Raw genomic sequence first — 20,407 nt, 5'->3', positions numbered from 1 at the left:
CAGCTCGCTTGCTTCCTTTATCATAACATATTCATGCCCCAACGAGGAAATCCTGCCCGTTATTAACGCTTTTTTTGGCATTTTCTCTACAAAAATTATGATATTTTTGGCTTTTAAGCTATTGTCAAGCACAATTCTTCATGAATAATCTAACATCCTGCTAATAAAGAGTAGCGGTACTGATATCAAACTCTCAGTACCGCTATGTTTTCTCGTAATACGTTTAGTTAGAGAAATGGTTTCGTAATTTTAACTTAGGCTAAGGAAGCTACCAATTCTTCAGCCTTTGCCAATGCTTCGTTTAGCTTAGAAGCATCTTTACCGCCGGCTTGCGCCATATCTGGACGCCCGCCACCGCCGCCGCCGCAAACCGCTGCGATTTCTTTAACGAGTTTACCAGCGTGGAAACCTTTCTTCACAAGGTCTTGCGGTACAGATACTACAAAGTTCACCTTATCATCCATCGCTGCACCTAATACAAGCACTGCATCCGGAAGCTTGGATTTCAATTCATCCGCTGTAGAACGCAAAGCATCCATATTGCCTGCTTGAACAGCAACAGCCAGAAGCTGCGTACCTGCGCCAACTGTCTTCACACTGCTTGTAAGTTCAGCAGCAAAAGTAGCGCTCAGCTTGGATTGCAGAGATTCATTCTCACGTGAAAGCTCACGCACCTGGTTATGCAGCGCTTCAATCCGTTTCGGAACATCATTCAGAGAAGACTTGAGAAGGCCTGCTGATTGTTTGAGCAAATCTAGCTGGCTTTCAGTGAACTGGTAAGCGTAACGTCCGGTAACTGCCTCGATGCGGCGCACTCCGGATCCAATGCCACTTTCGCTAAGCAGCTTGAAAATTCCGATTTGCGACGTGTTGGATACATGACAACCACCGCAAAGCTCAAGACTGTAATCGCCCACTTGAACGACACGGACGATATTACCGTATTTTTCACCAAAGAGCGCCATTGCTCCCATTGCTTTAGCTTCATCAATCGGCTTGTTCTCAATCACTACATCTAGACCGCGCCAGATTTGTGCATTTACGCGATGTTCGATATCGCTCAGTTCTTCTGGAGTAATCGCTCCAAAATGGGAGAAGTCAAACCGCAAACGAGCACCTTCCACTAAAGATCCCGCTTGATTAACATGCCCGCCAAGAACTTCTTTAAGCGCTTTGTGCAATAAATGGGTAGCTGTGTGGTTCTTCACGATATCTTCACGCTCTGCACGATCCACTTCCGCGCGAACGGATTCGCCCACTTTCAATTCTCCCGCTTCCACAGTTACCAAATGTACGTGTTGGCCGTGCGGCGCTTTAAAGAGTCCTTTTACCTTAGCCGTAACTGAACTCCCAGTAAGCACACCGGTGTCACTTACTTGTCCGCCGCTCTCAGCATAGAACGGTGTTGCTTCAAGAATAACTTGGCATTCTGCGCCTTCGCCGGCGACATCTACCAATTCATCACCCACAACAATAGCCAGGATTTTCGACTCTGTTACCGAGTCATTATATCCAACAAATTCACTTTTAACCGTCAGGTCTGCTAGTGCGCCTCCCTGAATCTTCATGCTGCCGCCATCATGACGTGCAGCTCTTGCACGGTCACGTTGCTCCTGCATAGCCGCATCAAAACCTTCACGGTCTACAGTTAATCCTTGCTCCGCTGCGAAATCTTCGGTCAAGTCAAATGGGAATCCATAAGTATCATATAACTTAAATGCATCGGCTCCAGCAATATTGCTGAGACCCTCTGCTTTTGCTTTAGCACTGATCTCACCCAAAATAGCCAATCCGTCAGACAATGTTTCGTGGAAACGTTCTTCTTCAGTACGAATAATCTTTGCGATATATTCGCGGTTGTCCACAACGGATGGATAGTAGACACCCATAATTTCGCCAACGGTTTCAGTCAGCTCATACAGGAATGGACGATCCAGACCCAAGGTCTTTCCGTACCGAACAGCACGGCGAAGCAAACGGCGGATAATATAACCGCGTCCTTCATTAGAAGGAAGTACTCCATCCCCTACTGCAAAAGTAACGGTACGCACATGGTCAGCGATTACTTTAAGCGCGATATCCTGCTCAACGTTATCTTTATAAGTTACACCCGCGAGCTGTGCTGTCTTTTGAATAATAGGTTGGAACAAATCAGTGTCGAAATTGGAATCTACATCCTGTAGAATGGATGCAAAACGCTCCAAACCAGCACCTGTATCAATGTTTTTATTCGGAAGTGGCGTATAGCTGCCATCCTTGTTATGGTTAAATTGTGAGAACACCAAGTTCCATACTTCCAGCCAACGTTCATTTTCTCCGCCTGGATACATTTCCGGATCGCTCATATCACTGCCGTAAGCTTCTCCGCGGTCATAAAAGATTTCCGAGCAAGGACCGCATGGGCCTTCGCCAATATCCCAGAAATTATCGTCGCCCAGCTTAATGATGCGTTCAGCAGGCAGGCCAACCTTTTCATTCCACAGCTTAAATGCCTCTTCATCCTCTGCGTACACCGTTACGGAAATACGTTCCGGGTCAAAGCCGATCCACTCTTTGCCGGTTAGGAACTCCCAAGCCCATGTGATAGCTTCTTCTTTGAAATAATCACCGATGGAGAAGTTACCCAGCATCTCGAAAAACGTATGGTGACGGCGTGTCTTACCCACATTCTCAATATCATTGGTACGAATACATTTTTGTGAGTTGGTCAGGCGCGGATTTTCTGGAACCTCCCGGCCATCGAAGTACACTTTCAAAGGTGCCATACCCGCATTGATCCACAGAAGCGAAGGATCGTTGTGAGGAACGAGGGACGCGCTTGGTTCAATCTTGTGACCTTTACTTTCAAAAAACTTAAGCCATTTGGAACGAATTTCACTTGCTTTCATAATTTACAGCTCCCGTCTCATCTTTTTACTTCGGCATTTACACCGGAAATTACAAAATACCTAAAAAATAAAAACAAAAAAACGCCCCTGAATAATTCAGGGACGATTAATATCGCGGTACCACCCTGGTTATCGCCTTGACCCCACTCATGGGACAATTGCAGACGATCGCCTTGTCGCGGCTGATAACGGGCGCCCCCGGTGAGCATTGATCTCACACTCCGAAATTAGCTTTCCACCGGCCTGTCTTCAAGGTTCTCACAGCCATTACGAAACGTTTCGTAAAGGAACCTTTTCTCTGACCAAGCCATCCTCCGGTGTACTTCATTTTCATCAACGATTTGTCCGATTTGCATTTTAACATTTCAAGTATAGCCAGTGCCCTTGCTTCTGTCAATCTGGGGATGGGCGAATGTGAAGAATAACACATGATTTTTGTAACAGTAAACTTGGCCTCAAAAAGGATATAGTGAAATCTAAGGTTAATTTGGAATATTTTGTATTCAGGAGGACTGCCGTTGATGCTTCACTCCAAGGAGTTCAATCCATCATCGATTTTTGAAGCAAAGCCTACACACTACCTTTTTATAGCGAACCTGATTTTTATTCATATTATCTTTACTCTTGCGGTTAATCTTATCCTTTTTGAGCATGGATATTTAAGTTTTATCGCCAAAAACACAAACCACTGGATCAATGAAACGTTAGCCGCCAATCTAGTTGGGCTTCTCTTAGAAGTAATTATTTTTTTGATTCTGATAGCTAAAGTTTCGCCCCGGGATTTTGGGTTAAAAATAGAAAAATTACGAGCTGGACTGCTGGGCACCTTTCTGTTTTGGCTCGCTATAAATATAGTAGATTTGTGTATGGTACACTTGAATCACTCAGAGCTAACGCTTAACAATAATATCTTCAGTCATTCAAATTTAGTTTTCGGTGAAATTCTAGGTCAAATCTTCGGAAATGCTTTATTGGAAGAAATCTTATTTCGCGGCTTCCTGCTCGTTCAAATCTATTTATGCTTAAAAAAAATCAACAACAAGACTACACGGATGATCACGGCAATGCTGATTTCACAATCGATCTTTGCTGCCATACATATCCCAAACCGGATTTACTCAGGATTAGTTGGAATGGAGTTTGTTTATGATTTTATCATGCTTCTAATTCTAGGAGTTATATTCGCTCTACTCTATATCTTAACCAAAAATCTATTTTTCGTGATCGGCGTTCACTCATTAATGAATATTCAGATAGTGTTTTGGAATAGCAATTTCACGTATACGGCAACTTTATTATGTGTGTTATTACTGACCTGTCTTTTGCTTTGTATAAAAAGGAAAGAGTTTCGCGCGCAGCAACATCAGGCGGATATGGAGCTCTGATAATTAGAACTTTAATTACTCACAAAAAGAAGTTCCACCCTTTAAGCTGGAGGAACCTCTTTCATTATTATATTATTTCTATTAATTCGCACCCTCTGCAATAGCCTTATAAGCAGCTAAATCCGTATAAACTTCCTCTTTAAGCGGATTGCGTTTATGCTTGATAATTTTATAGAAATGATAACCAAACACTGCAATATTAGCAGCTAAAGATAATGCACTTACTACCCACAGAGCGGTTTCACTATGAGAGGATTGTACAGAGAACTTTGACTCGCCAACAAACGCCGGGAATGACATCGTAAACATCATCCAAATCGCCAAAGTCTGTGCACGATGCTGCAGCCATGCCCCTTTTTTGAAGAAGAACGCCGGGATGGTACAAGAAATCAACAATGCTGCACCTGCATAGAAGGAATGGTCAGAAACTGCATTATATACATAGGCAAAGTTCCAAATGTCATAAGCAATGATCCAGAACCAAAGCTGGTCAGGCCACAACATATCTTTACTCTTATCTTTACTGATCACAATTCCCATCCAACCAGAAATCGTAATAATGTTCAGAATACCTGCGATCCCGTTCATAATGTTCCAAGGACCACCTACCATCATTACGCCATCCACCATACCTTGCAAGCTGTACACTTGGAAATCACGAATAACTGCTTCAAGAATGTTAACTGCAAGGATAATAGCCGGGAACATTAATATATATTTATTTTTGTCCCATCCTTTAACATAACGGATAGCCATAAACCCTATACATCCTGCCAAAGCAGAATATACTTTTACCCAGTGAAACCATGTTCCGGTACTAGAGCCTTCGCCTGCCGTATTCGGCCAGACCGCTATGGTAAGAACAATAGGGACAACTATAAACAGAATGATTGAGAACCACTTGCTCTTCCGTGCGATTTCATTTACAAACATTAATCCTGCTAGTACTACTAACCACATTAGCGCAGAGTACCAGGGAATCGATTCGAATAAAAACATGTTTTACTCCTCCTTGTAGTTTGGTGTATATAATCTGTGTCTCAGGTCCAATATAGTACATCCCTCTTTGAACGATCAAATCGCTTAAAACGTTGATTTATCAGTGTTTTTTTAGTTTCATTTCAAGTTGAGTTTACACAACCATAGCACTAGGATTCGCCAAAGTTTCTACCTTTCTTCTGAGCAATCTATTAGAATGCATGTCTACAGAACTATATACTGCAAACCTAACTTGAATGTAAAAAAAACCTTGTCGACAAATTTCTTTGTGGACAAGGTTCCTCTTTACTATTATTTAAAAGAATCGTTCAACCAAGTGTTTCGCATATACAATACAATTCTCAAGTGTAGGGAAGTTCATGATTTCTCCAGCTAAATAGATATTGTTGTTCCCCTGCATCTGATCAACCCGTTCATAAAACCCCTCATGTAGCGCATCAGAATCCACATGAGGGAAATGCTTCCAACGCTTCATCATATACAGTCGAATGCTCTCTCCGCCCAGCTCGCGAAGTTTATTTTCTACCGTCTCTCGCATTTCCAGATCAGTCATAGCTTCATTCTCTGCTACATAAACCGTAACTAGATCCGTAGTTCCCATATCTGCCCACCGATAGTACCATGCCATCATATGCCCTTTACGTTCAGGGTACATATTCCGGGGGATATAGCCAGAAAGCTCCGGCAGCCCTTTCACTCTGTAGGCATATACCCTAAACCATTCATACGTTATACTCGCTAATAAGGTTTTGTCCTCACTGGACAGGCTAACTGTATCGCCCATTTGCTCTAAAGCTGCTGTATAAATGACCTTGTCAAAATAAAAGATGTCCTGACTCGTCTCTACTCGAACCTGTCCATCTTGTTCTTGCTCCATAAAAAGCACTTCACAAGTCAGGCGGAGATCGTTCACTTGGTCGGCCATTCGTCTTATCAGTTCAGTAACACCCTTAGGCCAGGTTATCATATGCGTAATTTCAATAAACGACAACAGATTATCATAGCTTAGAAATTTCAACACATATGCAGCGGGCACATTATGGATACTACCGAATCCAAAAGTATTAAAATAATGCATGTAGACCTGTTCAAGGACAGACAGCTTATTCTCTGCACACCACTGTGAAAATGGCTGACATAAATCTGGTGGTAAGTGAAGAAATCCCGGTTCTTGGAGAGACTCATAGCGTTTTAGAATATCCGGCAGTCGTTTGAATTCTTGTGTAAACGCCTCTATCTGCTCCATGGGAATCTGTGAAGTTTTCCTCCCATTATTATCAAAAAATCCACGTTCTAACAATGGTCCCCTATCCATAAGATCAAAATCTCTCATTAAATCCATCGTATGTTTATAGGTGGGCAGGCCGATTAGCGTCCCCATTTCATAACTTTTTCCTTTGTACTCAATAGAATGACACTTTCCTCCTACTCTGTCCGACTTCTCCATGAGGGTAATGTGGGTATAACCTTTTTTCGCTAATTCGTAAGCAGCTGTAACCCCAGAAATCCCTGCACCGATGATCCCAATTCGGTCTTTATTCTTCGTGTTTGTCATCATCCGTTATCTCCTTGTAAATAACCATAATGGCAAAGTTTCTCGTTGTCCCGTATAGGCAAGTGCGACATCCGATGGTATTTTACCTTGATTAGGTCCATCTGTAATTTGCCTGCTGAAGTTGTAGGTTCTCAAGTATTCATGTAAGCGCTTTTCTAAAATTTCAAAAGAATCTATCGTATCATCTACCCAAGCCTGCTGGTAGAATTCTTTGGTCAACACCGCCGCAAATTGCTGCAAGGGCTGAAATATCTCTGTTTGGTCTACCGTTATAGCTACTTGATTAATATTGTTCTTATGTAAAAATTCACTATATTTATGTTTTCCTCTGTCCCAGTTCGTAATGAATTCACGGCTTTTGTTCGTAACCAGATTATCGATATGAAAATCTAATGTCTTCATCAATGGGAGAACTTTCAGATGCATAAAATCTATAAAATGAATGGTAGACTTACGATTGTATAGCTTAACTAGACCTAGTCTGGAGTAGGCATCATAAATTACATATTGATATACCTTTCCGACCCTCGGGAAAACTCCCAAATAGCTGATACTCTGCTGACACATATACCCGGGATGAGCATTTATCGGATTCTTCATCTTATAATCTAGTGTTTTCCGTTTCTCTTTAAATCCTTTAGTGAGAGTGGATTGTGCGCCATCCCTCTTCTTTGCTTTGATTTGATTGGCGTAAGCTTCACGCTCTATTCGTTTATTTAGTCCGTTTCGACGTAGTACATTATAAATACCCGATTCCCCTATTTGCATACCTTCATCTTGCAGTTCATAAAAGATGCGTCTAGGCCCATCCTCAGGAAATCTAGCGACGTACTGCAAAATCAATCTTTCCGTTTTCTTATCTACTTTATTAGGCATTACCGGCTTTTTTTTCTTCTCCCCAAGTCCATCCATTCCATGTTGTTGATAAGCTTTAGACCACTTATAATAGATCGTCCGGGAAATGCCAAACTCCTTACAGGTTTCGCTCACATTCTTGCTGATGGCCCCTTGCATGAGGATATGATATTTGCTGTTTGCATTCACCTATTTGCACCCCTCCTATCTTTATTTTATACATAGTTAACGTTTAATTCATTACTATTCTAAAAAAAATGGGAGAACGCTCAAAGCGTCTCACCATTCCGAACAAAATGCGTTATGTATTTCCCTGCGGAAATCTCCAGGCAATTTAGTCGTTGGCCATATGCGCAGCCACCATCTATGCCAATTTTATCTCCAAGTGGACTAAACCAAATTTCTTCTGAATCATGCAGATCCATCGTCGAAGTATGACCGAAAACAACCGTTTTGTTAGTGCTAACTACCGGATTCTTATAAAAGGGTTCTCTAATCCAGATAAAATCATAAGGGTCCTGCTGCTTCCAATCCTCTATTAATGGATTAATGCCCGCATGAACAAAAATATGTTCTTCCGTCTCATGATAAAGCGGCAATGTGCTTAGAAAGTCTATATGATGTCTATAGTCCCGCCTAATTTTTTCTTTTAGCTGCATATAATCCTTCCAGCCAAAATCCTCCTGCAAACCTTCGGAGCCCGCCTCACAATAACTCATCAGCGTATGAAATCCGCCATTAGTAAGCCAATGGGTATCCAATTTATCATCTTCGCCGGTGAGCGCATCGCAAGCCATTTTATCGTGATTTCCTTTGAGAACTATAGCTCCACATTCTTGCTGCAGAGTCATCACTTGCTCCACAATTCCTTTACTGTCCAGCCCTCTATCCACATAATCTCCCATCAAGATAAGCTTATCCTCCGCTGGGCGATAATTCACTTTTGATAACAGTGCATTGAATTCTACATAACTTCCGTGAATGTCACTAATTGCTAATATTCTGATGATAATCGCTCCTTGCTCTAAGATGCAAAAAAAGATGTTCCCGCGGGTGTGCAGGAATATCTTTTGATGTTGGGCTTTTTATACTGAATCTATAACTAATGACTCTTCATCCGACTGTGGAAAAAAATGACGGCTTCTGACCTCATGCACCGCTTCTTGAAAACGATCGCACAAAAAGATCAGCTGGTCGATCTCTTCCTTACCGACCTTTTGCGTGATTTCACTCAAAATACCGGAATAGGATGCCATCTGCCTGCTATAAATCTGCTCTCCAAGCTCACTCAGACAGATATATACGACCCGACGATCTGTATCGGATGTTGTACGTACTACGTAACCTTTTTCCTCCAAAGTATTTGCCATTTGCGTGGCAGTAGGTCTACTTATCTGGAGCAGGTCACTTAATTTAGAAATCATAACTCCCCGGTGCTGTTTGTCACCTTCGGTCGCTTTCTTTTGCTTCATTACAGTGTGAATGACGTACATCATAACAAACTCTCTATACGATACTACATCAATCGAGTAGGGGCGAGCAGTCAGACGCTTTATATTTTCAAGGGCTATGATAAGCTTCTGCTCTTGATTGTCATGGGTATCCATAGGGCACCTCCAATATACCTCAATCTAATTAGATTACTTACCTATTCCTAAAAAATCAAGTCAAATTCAAATTCTCTTTAAATTAAAATTTAATAATTAACCTGTTGTGCTAATTGATGAATTTGTGTATTATACATAAATGATAGTTTGGCTACCTAATTATTACGACATGAATTCCCAAACTACAATATATAGAAGTTAAAGGAGAGGAACTGCTCTGGAGCATCTCACTCAGAAAAAGAAAGTTACAATTATGATTGCTTTAATGGCGGCTATGTTTTTCGCAGCAATCAACCAGACAATTGTGGGCACAGCAATGCCCCGAATTATTGCGATGCTTGGAGGCATTGAACATTATACCTGGGTAATTACCATCTATATGCTCACCTCAACCATTGCTACCGTACTTGTCGGTAAGTTATCCGATATTTACGGAAGAAAGCCCTTCCTGTTATCAGGGATTGTCATTTTTATTATAGGTGCGTTCCTATCCGGATTGTCGACCAACATTTTTCAAATGATCACTTATCGCGGGATTCAAGGTCTAGGCGGCGGGATTCTAATGTCGGCTACCGTAACCGCTGTAGGTGATTTGTTCGCTCCAAGAGAGAGAGCCAAGTGGACTGGAATTATGATGGCGATATTTGGTTTCTCCAGCGTAATTGGTCCTACTCTTGGCGGATTCATGGTAGATCACATGGCTTGGAAATGGATCTTCTGGATCTTCTTGCCTTTCGGTATCGTGGCCTTCTTTATGATTTTGAAAATGTTCCCTAAAACAACGCGTTCTACATCTGAGTCCATTGACTATTTAGGCTCCATTTTCCTTTCCCTGACCATTGTTGCGCTCTTGCTCGGCTTTTCATGGGCAGGAACAAAATATGACTGGGGTTCTCCGGAGATTCTCGGCTTGTTTGGGGCTTCCATTCTGGGTCTGATTATCCTGATTCTGATTGAGCGTAAAGCTAAGAGCCCCGTATTGCCATTATCCTTATTTAAAAACTCCATCGTATCCATCTCAATGATTGTCGGTTTCCTGATGAATGCCGGTATGATGGGCGCAATGATCTACCTGCCCTTCTTTGTGCAAGGGGTAGAGGGCGTCTCCCCAACTAAATCTGGTTTTATCAATATGCCAATGTCACTTACTATGATTGTACTAAGTACTTTAGTGGGAAGATGGATCTCCAAAACAGGAAAATATAAACGTTATGCTCTAATGGGGATGCCATTCATGGTTGTAGCCATGATATTAATGGCCTTTATGAGTAACATTGCTACGGCTGTAGTCAGCATGATTATCTTCGGGGTTGGGTTAGGACTATCGATGCCCGTATTTACTCTAACCGTACAAAATGCTGTTGCTCCTTCAATGCTAGGTGTTGCTACTGCTACAAATACTTTATTCCGTAATTTAGGTGGAACCATAGGTATTGCCATCATGGGTACCATTATGAACTCCTCATTAACGAAAAAATTAGAGGCAGCGGTATCTTCAGGCAAAGGTCCGGATTTATCCAAACTCGATCCTGAATCCGCTAAACAGCTTTCTGCATTTATGAACCCTCAAATGTTGCTAGATCAACCTAAACTAAAGGAATTGCATGCAACACTGCCAGAGCAAATCCAGCCGCTCTTCAATCAATTGATTGAGATGCTGCGGAACGCACTGAGCGATTCCCTGACAGTTGTGTTCTTAAGTGGTACGGCGCTGTTAGTTATCGCAGCACTGCTCGTTCTGTTCCTTAAAGAGATTCCATTACGTAGTGGAGAGAAAAAAATGGAGGCACACGCAGAGGATAAAACCGGGAGTAAAAAACTCGAAAAATCTGTGCCTGCTGCACATTAATCACAAATAACCTTACATTAGAGATGTCCGTAAACAGCTTAGGCTGTGCGGCATCTCTTTTTGATAAGAAGGGCTAGGATTCGTTTGATTGATCATTCAATTCTTCGAAGTAAACGTAAACTCCGTTTAACAGCTCCATTAACGTATCCGTCTGTTCTTTGCCCATGTAATCAATCATACCTTTAAAGGTATTCCGGGATTTCGTTACGGCCATCTCAGCCAGATGCTCCCCTTTTTCCGTAAGCGTGATCTCACTAACTCGGCGATCCTGTGCATCGGAAGTACGCACCACATATCCTTGTGCAATCAGACTATTGAGCATTTGGGTAACCGTAGGAGAGGTGACTTTCAGAAACTTGCTAATCTCCGAAACCGTCTGTCCCTTCTTCCCTTCCCGTTCTTTACCAAGCTTTAAAGAAACCAACATCCGGACCTCACTTGGCTTCAAGCCCCAAATCGTAGTTTTACGCCAGTTCATTCTAGCGAATTGTTGGAAAGCCTCCATTAATCCATCCACATTCTGATATTTCTCTTCGTTCATCAGTACACCCCATAAAATCATTTAACACTAAGTATAGCCTAATATGACGTAAAAAAGAATTGATAGATGTCAGATTACCCATTTTCAAAAAATAACTAATGGGATGTATAATATAATAATCATCCTAAATTGAAAGTGGGTATCTAATTTGTCCTTTTCTTACTCTACCTATGACGCTCTAGGACTTGCTTCACTTGTCAAAGCACGTGAAATTTCACCTCGTGAGCTGGTCGAAGCCGCCTTTGCTCGGTTAGATGAGGTCAATCCGGTCATAAATGCGGTGGTGCGCACCCGTCGTGAAGCTGCTCTTAGAGAAGCCGACGAGATGCCTGTTCAGGATAACACTCGGCCGTTTGCTGGCGTTCCGTTTCTATTAAAGGATATTTCCCAATCTATCGCTGGCGAGCCCATCACTTGTGGGGCTATGCTGATGAAGAACAATGTCGCGCGGTGGGATTCAAATTATGTTGCACGGATTAGGAAAGCCGGCTTCATTCCACTTGGCCATACGAACACACCAGAGTTCGGCTTAAAAAACATTACAGAGAATGTCCTCCATGGACCTGCTCGTAATCCTTGGAATCTCGAATATTCTCCTGGAGGTTCAAGTGGCGGAGCCGCGGCGGCTGTAGCTTCTGGTATCGTTCCAGTAGCGGGAGCCAGTGATGGTGGTGGATCCATCCGTATTCCCGCCTCATTCACAGGCCTATTCGGACTTAAACCCACGCGCGGGCGCACACCAGTAGGACCCGGAGTCGGCCGTCAATGGCAAGGGGCTTCTATTGATTTTGCCTTAACCCGGTCCGTTCGCGATAGCGCTGCTATGTTAGATCTGCTGCAGGTTGTGCAGCCGGAAGCCGCCTTCCAGACCCCGTTATACCCGGGCGTATATCTGGATGATCTGTTTAAGCCTACGCAACGTAAACTACGAATTGGATTTACGACTGCTTCCCCAGTAGGTACGCCTGTCTCTGAAGAGGCCGTAAATGCTGTTCTCAAAACCGTGAAATGGCTCGAAGCTGAAGGACATGCGGTTGAAGAAATAGAAAGTCCTGTGAATGGCACAAGACTGATGGAGAACTACTATACGATGAATGCCGGAGAGGTAGCAGCGATGTTCGTCTCCCTGGAGAGAAATATGGGACGTTCCATAACTGCTTACGATGTCGATATCATTACGTGGGTCCTTGGTGAGACCGGAAAAAATGTTTCAGCGGCCGAATTCGTACATAGTCTGGATGAATGGGACGTTGCAGCCGCCCAAATGGCGGAACTGTTTAATCATTACGACTTATATATAACACCTACGAATGCAAACTCTGCTCCCAAAATTGGTGAATTAACGCATAAACCTGCAGAGATAGCAAAGCTGCTGCACGTAAACGAATTGCCAAAAGAAGAACAGAGCCGCTTAATTTACGAGATGTTTGAGCCAAGCCTAACCTATACACCGTTCACCCAGCTCGCAAATCTGACAGGCCAGCCTGCAATGAGTGTGCCCGTCCATAAGTCAGCAACTGGCCTGCCGCTAGGCGTTCAAGTCATGGCGAACAAAGGCCGTGAAGATTTATTGCTTCAGCTTGCTGCCCAGCTTGAACAATCCGCTCTTTGGGTCGGCATGACTGGAAATCCGCTGTTCACCTGATCAATTAAGGGTGATGCTCTCGCAGCTCAAGCTCCCCTTACTCTTTCCCGCAAATGCCATAGAAGAAAATATGGATGGCTTCCTCGATGAAGGCATCCATATCTTCCTGTTTGCTAGCTTCGTCTAGAAGTTCACCTGCATTACGCATATACATCCCCATTAGTGAAAGTATCCCTTTGGTGGATACTTTATTTGAGATTTCTCCCCGCGCTTTCCCATCCTCGACCATCTTCACCAGCACCGGCAAAATGTCATTCGCATATCGTTCCTCAATATAATGGAACATTTCTTGATCCTCAACCATAAGCTCCTTCACAGTTGCGGGAGATAAACCGCTGTAAGTTTCCCTCTCCATGGTTAGAATGTAACCAATAATCTCCTTTAGAGAATGCTCTTGATAAATGTAATCTTCAAATTCCTGAATTTCCTTCTGAACAAAGTCCTTAAAAGACTCACTAAGCAGCGCTTCCTTGCTGCCAAAATAATTATAAATCGTCACCTGAGAGACCCCTGCTTCTTTCGCAATATCAGCGATCCGTAGACGTTTCGGTTCCCAGTTCTTGAGCATCTCCATGGTAGTTTTCATAATTTTGAGTTTAATCTGTGCTGCTCTCTTCTCAAATCCATTCATAGCTTCCACCCTAACTTCGTTATTAAGTATGCATATTCAAATTTAATGAAATATTCCATTTTAATTATTTCATAATTATATTGACTTCATTAACCACTAGGAATAATATAACATATGAAATATCTGATTCATAATAGTTCATTATTTTGCGGCGGGGGTGGCAGCATGCTGGTAGTAGAAGGCTTAACTAAACGATTTTCGAATGGCAAAGGAATCGAAGATGTAACATTTACCGTAAATAAAGGCGAGGTTTTTGGATTTCTGGGTCCTAACGGTGCGGGTAAATCGACGACCATACGGCATATCATGGGTTTTATGAAACCAGATCAAGGGCATGCGAGTATCCATGGGCTTGATGTGTGGAAGGCACAAGGGACAGTCCAGAAGCATATCGGCTACTTACCCGGTGAAATCAACTTTTTTGATGGGATGACGGGTCTTTCTTTCCTTAAATTTATCTCAGCCATGCAGGGAATCAAAAATACTACCAAACGCGAGCAGCTGATTGAACGTTTGCAATTTGATGCCACCACTCCGATCCGAAAAATGTCAAAGGGAATGAAGCAAAAGGTCGGAATCGTCGCTGCTTTTATGCACAGTCCTGACGTTATTATTCTGGATGAACCTACCTCGGGTCTCGACCCGCTTATGCAAAAGGTATTTATTGATCTGGTACTGGAGGAAAAATCAGCCGGAACCACCTTTCTCATGTCCTCACACAGCTTTCAAGAAATTGAACGCACCTGTGACCGCGCCGCAATTATCAAAGACGGACGGATTATCACCGTAAAAAATATTCATGAACTGCAATCGATGCAACGGAAGCTGTTTGAGGTCATTTTTGCGAATAGTGAAGATGCAGTGAATTTTGCCGCCTCCGGGCTACAAGTGGAAGCTCACGAGGGAAATAGGGTCCGCATAGCTGTGCAGGGCAATTATGACCGATTCATCGGGGAAACTGGAAAATACAATGTCCGCAGCATCGACGTATTCACGCAGAATCTGGAGGACATCTTCATGGACTATTATGACCGCGAGGGGGCAGTGCAATGAATCTTCCGCTCTATAAGGAAATGATGCGAGTGAACCTGAAAGGAATATTGAATTACGCCTTTGGTTCTGCCTTCTATATTCTGTTTATGATCTGGCTTTATCCTGGGATTGCGGGGAGCACACAAGCAATTGATGACCTTATTAAGGCGATGCCAGAGGGTGTGGGTAAAGCCTTTGGATTAAATAGCGGATTTACCAGTGCTGAAGCTTTTATCTCCGGAGAATATTATGGACTTATACTAGTTCTGATTCTTTCCATAGTTTGTGTGCAAATGTCAACGCAGCTTATGGCTCGACTCGTGGATCGCGGCGCCATGGCTTATCTGCTCATAGCCCCAACTACACGGAGAAAAGTCGCTACCACGCAGGCACTTGTTCTCACTACAGCATTACTCTTAATTATGGGTGTAACCACCCTCGCCGGATTATTAGGTAAAGCATGGTTCCTTGGCAGTGAATATGACTTTAACAGTGGTCGCTTCGCTCAGCTGAATACCGTGGCGTTTTTATTATTTTTTGCGGTAGGCGGCCTTACCTTTCTCGTGTCCTCTGTATGTAATGACGAGAAAAAAGCGCTCGGAATTTCCGGCGCCATCGCCTTCGGATTTTTCACTCTGGATCTACTCGGTAAAATAAGCGACAAACTGGAAGGACTGCGTTTCCTAACCTTATTCTCCTTCTATCAACCCGGGGAAATCGTTCAGGGCAACGTGGAGATTATTCAGGTCTCCAGTTGGCTGCTGTTGATCGGAGTGTTCACCTTTTCCTTGGGAGTAGAGCTGTTCAGAAGACGGGATCTTCCATTATAAGAGTACCTCATTTGATCAACTCGCTTTTACGCATTCCCGAAGCAACTATCGGACACCGTTGACCTTAAATGCAACTTTATCACAAATTTGCGTACCTAACGGACCCTAAAGTCGTTATTAGCTTGAAGAACAGCAAAAATGAACCTTTTCTAAAGGAATAGCTGCACTGGGGTCCGCAACCTTGCTCAAATGTCCAAAAATTTACAAATAGCGTCAGCTGAGTCCTTAAGCCTCAGGAGGGTTATAACTATGACTCTTATAAAAAACAACAGAGCAGTGTTTCTCCACCTCTGGGAGAATCATTGCTCTGTTGTTTTATGCGACAAATCCCTTTTTATTTCGTATCCGGTCTAGGTACACCAAAGTTTGGCGTTCCGTCTTCATTCCACTGGATTACTTGCACACGTGCGTGACGATTCGGATCGTAAAGCGGATCACCGACAATTTCCTTATAGCTTCTAGCATGGAAAACAAGGATATCCTGTGTGCCATCCTCAGAGACAGTAAAACTATTATGTCCCGGACCATATTGGCCGTTTTCCTCAGAAGTCGTAAACACAGGTTCAGGTGTCTTGACCCATGATTTTGGATCCATCAAATCACTATTCTCATCAGCAGTCAACAATCCCATACAATAGTTGTGATCTGTTGCACTAGCTGAGAAAGTCATGAAAATGCGTCCATTACGCTTAAGGATTGCCGCGCCTTCATTCACCAAAAATCCGATTTTTTCCCAATCGTATTCAGGAGTAGTGATGCACACCTGCTCACCTTTTAGTGTCCAAGGGTTCTCCATTTCGGAAATATAAATATTTGAATTGCCAGGGATAGCAGGATCTTTTTGTGCCCAAACGTAATATCTAACTCCTTTATGCTCAAAAGTTGTTGCATCCAAGGCAAAAGATTCCCATTTTGTTTTTATTTGACCCTTTTCCACCCATTCACCTTCTAAAGGATTTGCGGATGGGTTTTCTAACGCAAACATGCGATGATCAAATAAACCGTCTTTCGTATCAGAGGTATGTGCAGCTGCATAATATACGTACCATTTTCCATCAATATAATGAATCTCTGGCGCCCAAATATTAGCACTCATCAAACCCGTTTCATGCTTAACCCAAATGGTCTTTCCTTCAGCCTCAGCCAATCCTTGAATGGATTCAGAACGGCGAAGCTCAATTCTATCGAACTCTGGAACTGAAGCTATGAAATAGTAGTAACCATCAGTATGTTTATAGATCCAAGGATCTGCTCGTTGCTCAACTAGTGGATTTTTTACATTAAATTCTCTCACAATGACAACTCCTATATTTATCTCTTTTTTTATATTTGCAGGTCACCAAAACACACCCTTCCTATAAGAAGTCAAGGTGTATTTAAGTTTAAGTTCATTCGATCTAACCTTTGATACCCGAATTCAGGTTGATGGATTGAACGAAGTATTTTTGTGCAAAAACGAATAGCAGCAATGTTGGAATAATCGCCATGATTGCCGAGCCCATTAATTGTCCGATCATACGATAGTTTCCGTAGATGTCTTGCAATAAGAGCAAACCAGCGGTAATTGGCATTTTGTCTACGTCTGTGTACACGATAACCGGCCAGAGGAAGTCATTCCAAGATCCAGTAAAGGAGAACAATCCGCAAACAATTAGTATTGGTTTAACTAACGGCAATATAATTTGCGCGAAAATTCTAAAGTCACTTGCACCATCAACTTTAGCCGATTCATCTAATTCTTTTGGGATACCGTTCATAAACTGTCTGACCAAGAAGATATTACCCATACCCGCAAGACCAGGGATAATCATAGCCCAGGAAGTGTTCACCCAACCAAAGGAGTCAATGATTTTATACGAAGGAATCAAGTTAACAACACCCGGGAAGAAGGAGATCCCCAGCAAAGTAAAGAACAATGTGTCTCTTCCTTTAAACTTAATACGGGTGTAACCAAAACCTGTAATCGAAATAACAATAACAACCAGAATGGTGTGAGATGTAGCAATAAACAATGAGTTACCTAACCAACGTAGAATTGGAGCTGTAGAAGTATTGTTTAGGATCGTAACGTAGTTCTCAAAGACCCACTCTTTAGGAAATAGTCTAAAGCCCGAGGATACTACTTCCGTTTGTGATCTAAATGAGGTGGAAATCCCGAATATAACAGGAATGATCCAAATCACACATAGGATACCTAGAAATATATAGGATATATATTTTGAAATACTTACACTGGAGGAGCCTTTTATTTTGCCTGTTGTATTTACAACTGGATTTACTGCCTGGTTTGACATTTTAGTACACCTACCTTTTCCATTTCCTTGTTAGTCAATTAGTTTCTGCGAACCCTATGAAGCATTTCGGTTCATTACATAATATTGCAGTGCTGAGATCACCAAAATAACTAATCCCAGTAAAACTGCCATAGCTGATGCCATCCCGGCGATGGATTCACCGTTACCGAAAGCTAATTGACGAATATACATCATTAGAACGTGTGTACTTTGTCGAGGTCCACCATCGGTCATCATTAACGGTTGGCCGAATACATTAAAGGCACCCGCAGTTGTCATAACAAAGGTATAAATTAATGGAAAACGAATAGATGGCAAGGTAATACTGGTGAATCTTTTAATTGAACCCGCACCATCGAGCTCCGCTGATTCATATAACTCTTGAGCCACGCCACTTAAGGAAGCACGATAGATAATCATGTTGCCCCCAATACCACCCCATAAAGTAATTACAATGATAATAATCCACGCATAGGGTTGATTTGCAGGCCAAGCAATTTGTGATCCAAACAGATTACCAGTGATCCCTAGTTGCTTATTAAAGATCAACAGCCAAATCAGTGCTGCCGCAGAAATTGAAATCAAGCCAGGAATATAAAGAATAGATTGAATTAAGCTCTTCATTTTAACTTTTTTATGCTCCAACGCCACCGCAACCATTAATGGAATAATAATCAGCAACGGAACAGACAAAGCAACGAAAATCAATGTGTTTTTTAGGCCTCTGAAAAATTGAGTATGAAAGGTTGATCCGCCGTCAAAAAGAATAGCTTTATAGTTATCAAAGCCTACCCATACCGGATCACTCATTAAATTCCATTTTGTAAATGAAGCATAAATCCCATAAATCGTTGGCAATAAAATGAAGACAGCAAACAAAATGACATGCGGACCTACAAAGAAAGCAGGTGCCCAATTGATTTTCTTTTTCATAGGAATTCATTTCTCCTTTTGCACAAAGTAATGCACCATAACATGGCACATTACTTCGTACAATCTATTCTATTTTGCTTTATTTTGCTGCACTGCTGCTTTCCGCAATTTTATCTTCAACAAATTTTTGCATCGTTGCCAAAGTCTCATCAATATCAACGTTGCCACGAACGATATCCGCACAGTAAGTATCTACAGCTTCCGCAATGTATGGGTAGTATTCATATGTGTAAATGTAAAGGGATTCGATTTCTTTTTCATCAGATGTAAAGAAGGATTGCATATAGTCTTTGTACTCAGGGCTTTGGTTAACTACGTTACTAGCTACGTTTTGTCCAGCTTTTGCCCATTCCATCGAATTCGTACGAACATATTCCAAGAAGTTAGCAATACCTACTTCTTTTTCGTCTGTTCTCTTATCATTTTTCAACATAGCGAACAAGTGAGAGGAAGATCTGTTGGTGAATTTGTCAGGAGTAGGAGAATAAACATTGGTCACGCCAAAGTTCAAGCCTTCAACCCCAGCATGTGCTGTAGAACTCCAAGTTCCGTCTGTCGAGAAAAGTACATTTTGAGATTGGAACATCAAGTAACCGTCTTCACCAAATGGAGTCATAAGGCCAGCATCGGCGATTTTCTTAACATTTTCAAACGCTTGTTTAAAGACAGGGGTGTTAACAGCCGGTTTTCCATCAACTTGGATATCGCCGCCCAAATCTTGAATTTGAGCCAAGATAACCCAGCCCAGCAAAGCATCATTAACTACGTAATCGCCTTCATCCAATTTACCTTGTAAGGAAAGCATTTCATCAATAGTAACCACGTTATCATCCAAGAAAGATTCAGCATTATACTTTTTCAGCAAATCTTTATTGTAATACATTACGTTACTATGAATATCAAGAGGAACTGTGTATTGAGTTCCATCGATATTACCAGTGTTCCAAGCTTGTGGTAAGTAATTTTCAGCTTTCAGTTCAGGTTGTGCTGGCAATACGGTATCTTGCATGGATTCCAGTACACCTTGTTTAACAAATCCAGGAACACGGTCAGCATGGATAATTGCTAAATCAGGAACACCTTTGCTAGATGCCAAAACTGTAGAAATCTTTGTGTACATATCAGCCGTAATAACATGTTTTACTTTAATTTCGGGATTCGTTGCATTGTAGTTTTTAACAATTTGATCCATATAAGCACCGTCATCACCGGTCAGCGGTGTCCAGAACGTAATCGTCTTACTATCATCTTTACCACCGCATCCTGCCAAAACTGTCGATAATGTTAGAACCGTTGCTAATAAAACTCCAAATTTCTTTTTCATTACTCTCTCCCCCTGCAGCTGTAATGTTAAGATAACCAT

At 42.2% G+C, this 20,407-nt stretch carries 17 protein-coding genes; 5 read left to right on the top strand and 12 right to left on the bottom strand.

What is annotated here, in order from left to right:
* Positions 1 to 254 precede the first annotated feature (254 nt).
* On the bottom strand, positions 255 to 2,888 hold the full coding sequence (gene alaS / locus NSQ50_RS07650) for an alanine--tRNA ligase (RefSeq protein WP_076104917.1): 2,634 nt from the start codon (positions 2,886 to 2,888) through the stop codon (positions 255 to 257).
* A gap of 521 nt (positions 2,889 to 3,409) precedes the next feature.
* Here alaS and NSQ50_RS07645 point away from each other — a divergent pair.
* Complete coding sequence (locus NSQ50_RS07645; RefSeq protein WP_036675610.1) at positions 3,410 to 4,273, top strand: CPBP family intramembrane glutamic endopeptidase; 864 nt, start codon at positions 3,410 to 3,412, stop codon at positions 4,271 to 4,273.
* A gap of 81 nt (positions 4,274 to 4,354) precedes the next feature.
* Here NSQ50_RS07645 and NSQ50_RS07640 read toward each other — a convergent pair whose 3' ends face one another.
* From NSQ50_RS07640 to NSQ50_RS07620, 5 genes are all read right to left on the bottom strand, one after another.
* Positions 4,355 to 5,272: a DUF5692 family protein gene (locus NSQ50_RS07640; protein WP_036675614.1), complete on the bottom strand. Its 918-nt coding sequence runs from the start codon at positions 5,270 to 5,272 to the stop codon at positions 4,355 to 4,357.
* A gap of 295 nt (positions 5,273 to 5,567) precedes the next feature.
* Positions 5,568 to 6,830 (bottom strand): FAD-dependent oxidoreductase, encoded by a 1,263-nt coding sequence (locus NSQ50_RS07635; RefSeq protein WP_080742436.1) that lies wholly within the window; start codon positions 6,828 to 6,830, stop codon positions 5,568 to 5,570.
* Positions 6,831 to 6,833: 3 nt separating this feature from the next.
* Complete coding sequence (locus NSQ50_RS07630) at positions 6,834 to 7,871, bottom strand: helix-turn-helix domain-containing protein (RefSeq protein WP_036675621.1); 1,038 nt, start codon at positions 7,869 to 7,871, stop codon at positions 6,834 to 6,836.
* Between the two features lie 80 nt (positions 7,872 to 7,951).
* A complete protein-coding gene (locus NSQ50_RS07625) occupies positions 7,952 to 8,683 on the bottom strand; it encodes a metallophosphoesterase family protein (protein WP_305953810.1) in 732 nt (243 codons plus the stop codon).
* An 84-nt stretch (positions 8,684 to 8,767) separates the two neighbouring features.
* Positions 8,768 to 9,289, bottom strand: coding sequence for a MarR family winged helix-turn-helix transcriptional regulator (locus tag NSQ50_RS07620; protein WP_076141363.1), 522 nt, complete (start codon positions 9,287 to 9,289; stop codon positions 8,768 to 8,770).
* Positions 9,290 to 9,506: 217 nt separating this feature from the next.
* Between NSQ50_RS07620 and NSQ50_RS07615 the strand changes: the two genes are divergently transcribed.
* Positions 9,507 to 11,138 carry an MDR family MFS transporter gene (locus NSQ50_RS07615; RefSeq protein ID WP_036675626.1) on the top strand — a complete coding sequence of 544 codons (1,632 nt, stop codon included), beginning with the start codon at positions 9,507 to 9,509 and terminating at the stop codon, positions 11,136 to 11,138.
* A gap of 73 nt (positions 11,139 to 11,211) precedes the next feature.
* Here the strand turns inward: NSQ50_RS07615 and NSQ50_RS07610 are convergent, their stop codons facing one another.
* Positions 11,212 to 11,679 (bottom strand): MarR family winged helix-turn-helix transcriptional regulator, encoded by a 468-nt coding sequence (locus NSQ50_RS07610; protein ID WP_036675630.1) that lies wholly within the window; start codon positions 11,677 to 11,679, stop codon positions 11,212 to 11,214.
* Positions 11,680 to 11,827: 148 nt separating this feature from the next.
* On the opposite strand from NSQ50_RS07610, the gene NSQ50_RS07605 reads away from it, so the two are divergent.
* Positions 11,828 to 13,324 carry an amidase gene (locus NSQ50_RS07605; RefSeq protein WP_076224460.1) on the top strand — a complete coding sequence of 499 codons (1,497 nt, stop codon included), beginning with the start codon at positions 11,828 to 11,830 and terminating at the stop codon, positions 13,322 to 13,324.
* A 37-nt stretch (positions 13,325 to 13,361) separates the two neighbouring features.
* Here NSQ50_RS07605 and NSQ50_RS07600 read toward each other — a convergent pair whose 3' ends face one another.
* Positions 13,362 to 13,955, bottom strand: a complete 594-nt coding sequence (locus tag NSQ50_RS07600) for a TetR/AcrR family transcriptional regulator (protein ID WP_076126280.1) — start codon at positions 13,953 to 13,955, stop codon at positions 13,362 to 13,364.
* 165 nt (positions 13,956 to 14,120) lie between these two features.
* Here NSQ50_RS07600 and NSQ50_RS07595 point away from each other — a divergent pair, with 165 nt between their 5' ends.
* Positions 14,121 to 15,008 carry an ABC transporter ATP-binding protein gene (locus NSQ50_RS07595; RefSeq protein WP_076224462.1) on the top strand — a complete coding sequence of 296 codons (888 nt, stop codon included), beginning with the start codon at positions 14,121 to 14,123 and terminating at the stop codon, positions 15,006 to 15,008.
* A complete protein-coding gene (locus NSQ50_RS07590) occupies positions 15,005 to 15,817 on the top strand; it encodes an ABC transporter permease subunit (RefSeq protein ID WP_076126276.1) in 813 nt (270 codons plus the stop codon). The genes NSQ50_RS07595 and NSQ50_RS07590 overlap by 4 nt, the downstream gene beginning before the upstream one ends.
* 334 nt (positions 15,818 to 16,151) lie before the next feature.
* Here the strand turns inward: NSQ50_RS07590 and NSQ50_RS07585 are convergent, their stop codons facing one another.
* From NSQ50_RS07585 to NSQ50_RS07570, 4 genes are all read right to left on the bottom strand, one after another.
* A complete protein-coding gene (locus NSQ50_RS07585; protein WP_038569499.1) occupies positions 16,152 to 17,111 on the bottom strand; it encodes a glycoside hydrolase family 43 protein in 960 nt (319 codons plus the stop codon).
* Between the two features lie 103 nt (positions 17,112 to 17,214).
* A complete protein-coding gene (locus NSQ50_RS07580; protein ID WP_036675639.1) occupies positions 17,215 to 18,111 on the bottom strand; it encodes a carbohydrate ABC transporter permease in 897 nt (298 codons plus the stop codon).
* 54 nt (positions 18,112 to 18,165) lie between these two features.
* Positions 18,166 to 19,044, bottom strand: a complete 879-nt coding sequence (locus NSQ50_RS07575) for a carbohydrate ABC transporter permease (protein ID WP_036675641.1) — start codon at positions 19,042 to 19,044, stop codon at positions 18,166 to 18,168.
* A gap of 79 nt (positions 19,045 to 19,123) precedes the next feature.
* Positions 19,124 to 20,368, bottom strand: a complete 1,245-nt coding sequence (locus tag NSQ50_RS07570) for an extracellular solute-binding protein (RefSeq protein WP_036675642.1) — start codon at positions 20,366 to 20,368, stop codon at positions 19,124 to 19,126.
* Between the last annotated feature and the right edge of the window lie 39 nt (positions 20,369 to 20,407).

Origin of the sequence: Paenibacillus sp. FSL R10-2788 (genome assembly GCF_038003885.1) — a bacterium.
Taxonomy (GTDB): Bacteria; Bacillota; Bacilli; order Paenibacillales; family Paenibacillaceae; genus Paenibacillus_AQ; species Paenibacillus_AQ odorifer.
Note: the sequence above shows the minus strand (reverse complement) of the source record. Positions and strands in the feature narration are given on the sequence as shown.

Bases quoted from the DNA above. Each gene is read 5' to 3' on its own strand.
- alaS (WP_076104917.1), bottom strand. From the start codon at position 2,888: ATGAAAGCAAGTGAAATTCGTTCCAAATGGCTTAAGTTTTTTGAAAGT.
- NSQ50_RS07645 (WP_036675610.1), top strand. From the start codon at position 3,410: ATGCTTCACTCCAAGGAGTTCAATCCATCATCGATTTTTGAAGCAAAG.
- NSQ50_RS07640 (WP_036675614.1), bottom strand. From the start codon at position 5,272: ATGTTTTTATTCGAATCGATTCCCTGGTACTCTGCGCTAATGTGGTTA.
- NSQ50_RS07635 (WP_080742436.1), bottom strand. From the start codon at position 6,830: ATGATGACAAACACGAAGAATAAAGACCGAATTGGGATCATCGGTGCA.
- NSQ50_RS07620 (WP_076141363.1), bottom strand. From the start codon at position 9,289: ATGGATACCCATGACAATCAAGAGCAGAAGCTTATCATAGCCCTTGAA.
- NSQ50_RS07610 (WP_036675630.1), bottom strand. From the start codon at position 11,679: ATGAACGAAGAGAAATATCAGAATGTGGATGGATTAATGGAGGCTTTC.
- NSQ50_RS07600 (WP_076126280.1), bottom strand. From the start codon at position 13,955: ATGAATGGATTTGAGAAGAGAGCAGCACAGATTAAACTCAAAATTATG.
- NSQ50_RS07595 (WP_076224462.1), top strand. From the start codon at position 14,121: ATGCTGGTAGTAGAAGGCTTAACTAAACGATTTTCGAATGGCAAAGGA.
- NSQ50_RS07590 (WP_076126276.1), top strand. From the start codon at position 15,005: ATGAATCTTCCGCTCTATAAGGAAATGATGCGAGTGAACCTGAAAGGA.
- NSQ50_RS07580 (WP_036675639.1), bottom strand. From the start codon at position 18,111: ATGTCAAACCAGGCAGTAAATCCAGTTGTAAATACAACAGGCAAAATA.
- NSQ50_RS07575 (WP_036675641.1), bottom strand. From the start codon at position 19,044: ATGAAAAAGAAAATCAATTGGGCACCTGCTTTCTTTGTAGGTCCGCAT.
- NSQ50_RS07570 (WP_036675642.1), bottom strand. From the start codon at position 20,368: ATGAAAAAGAAATTTGGAGTTTTATTAGCAACGGTTCTAACATTATCG.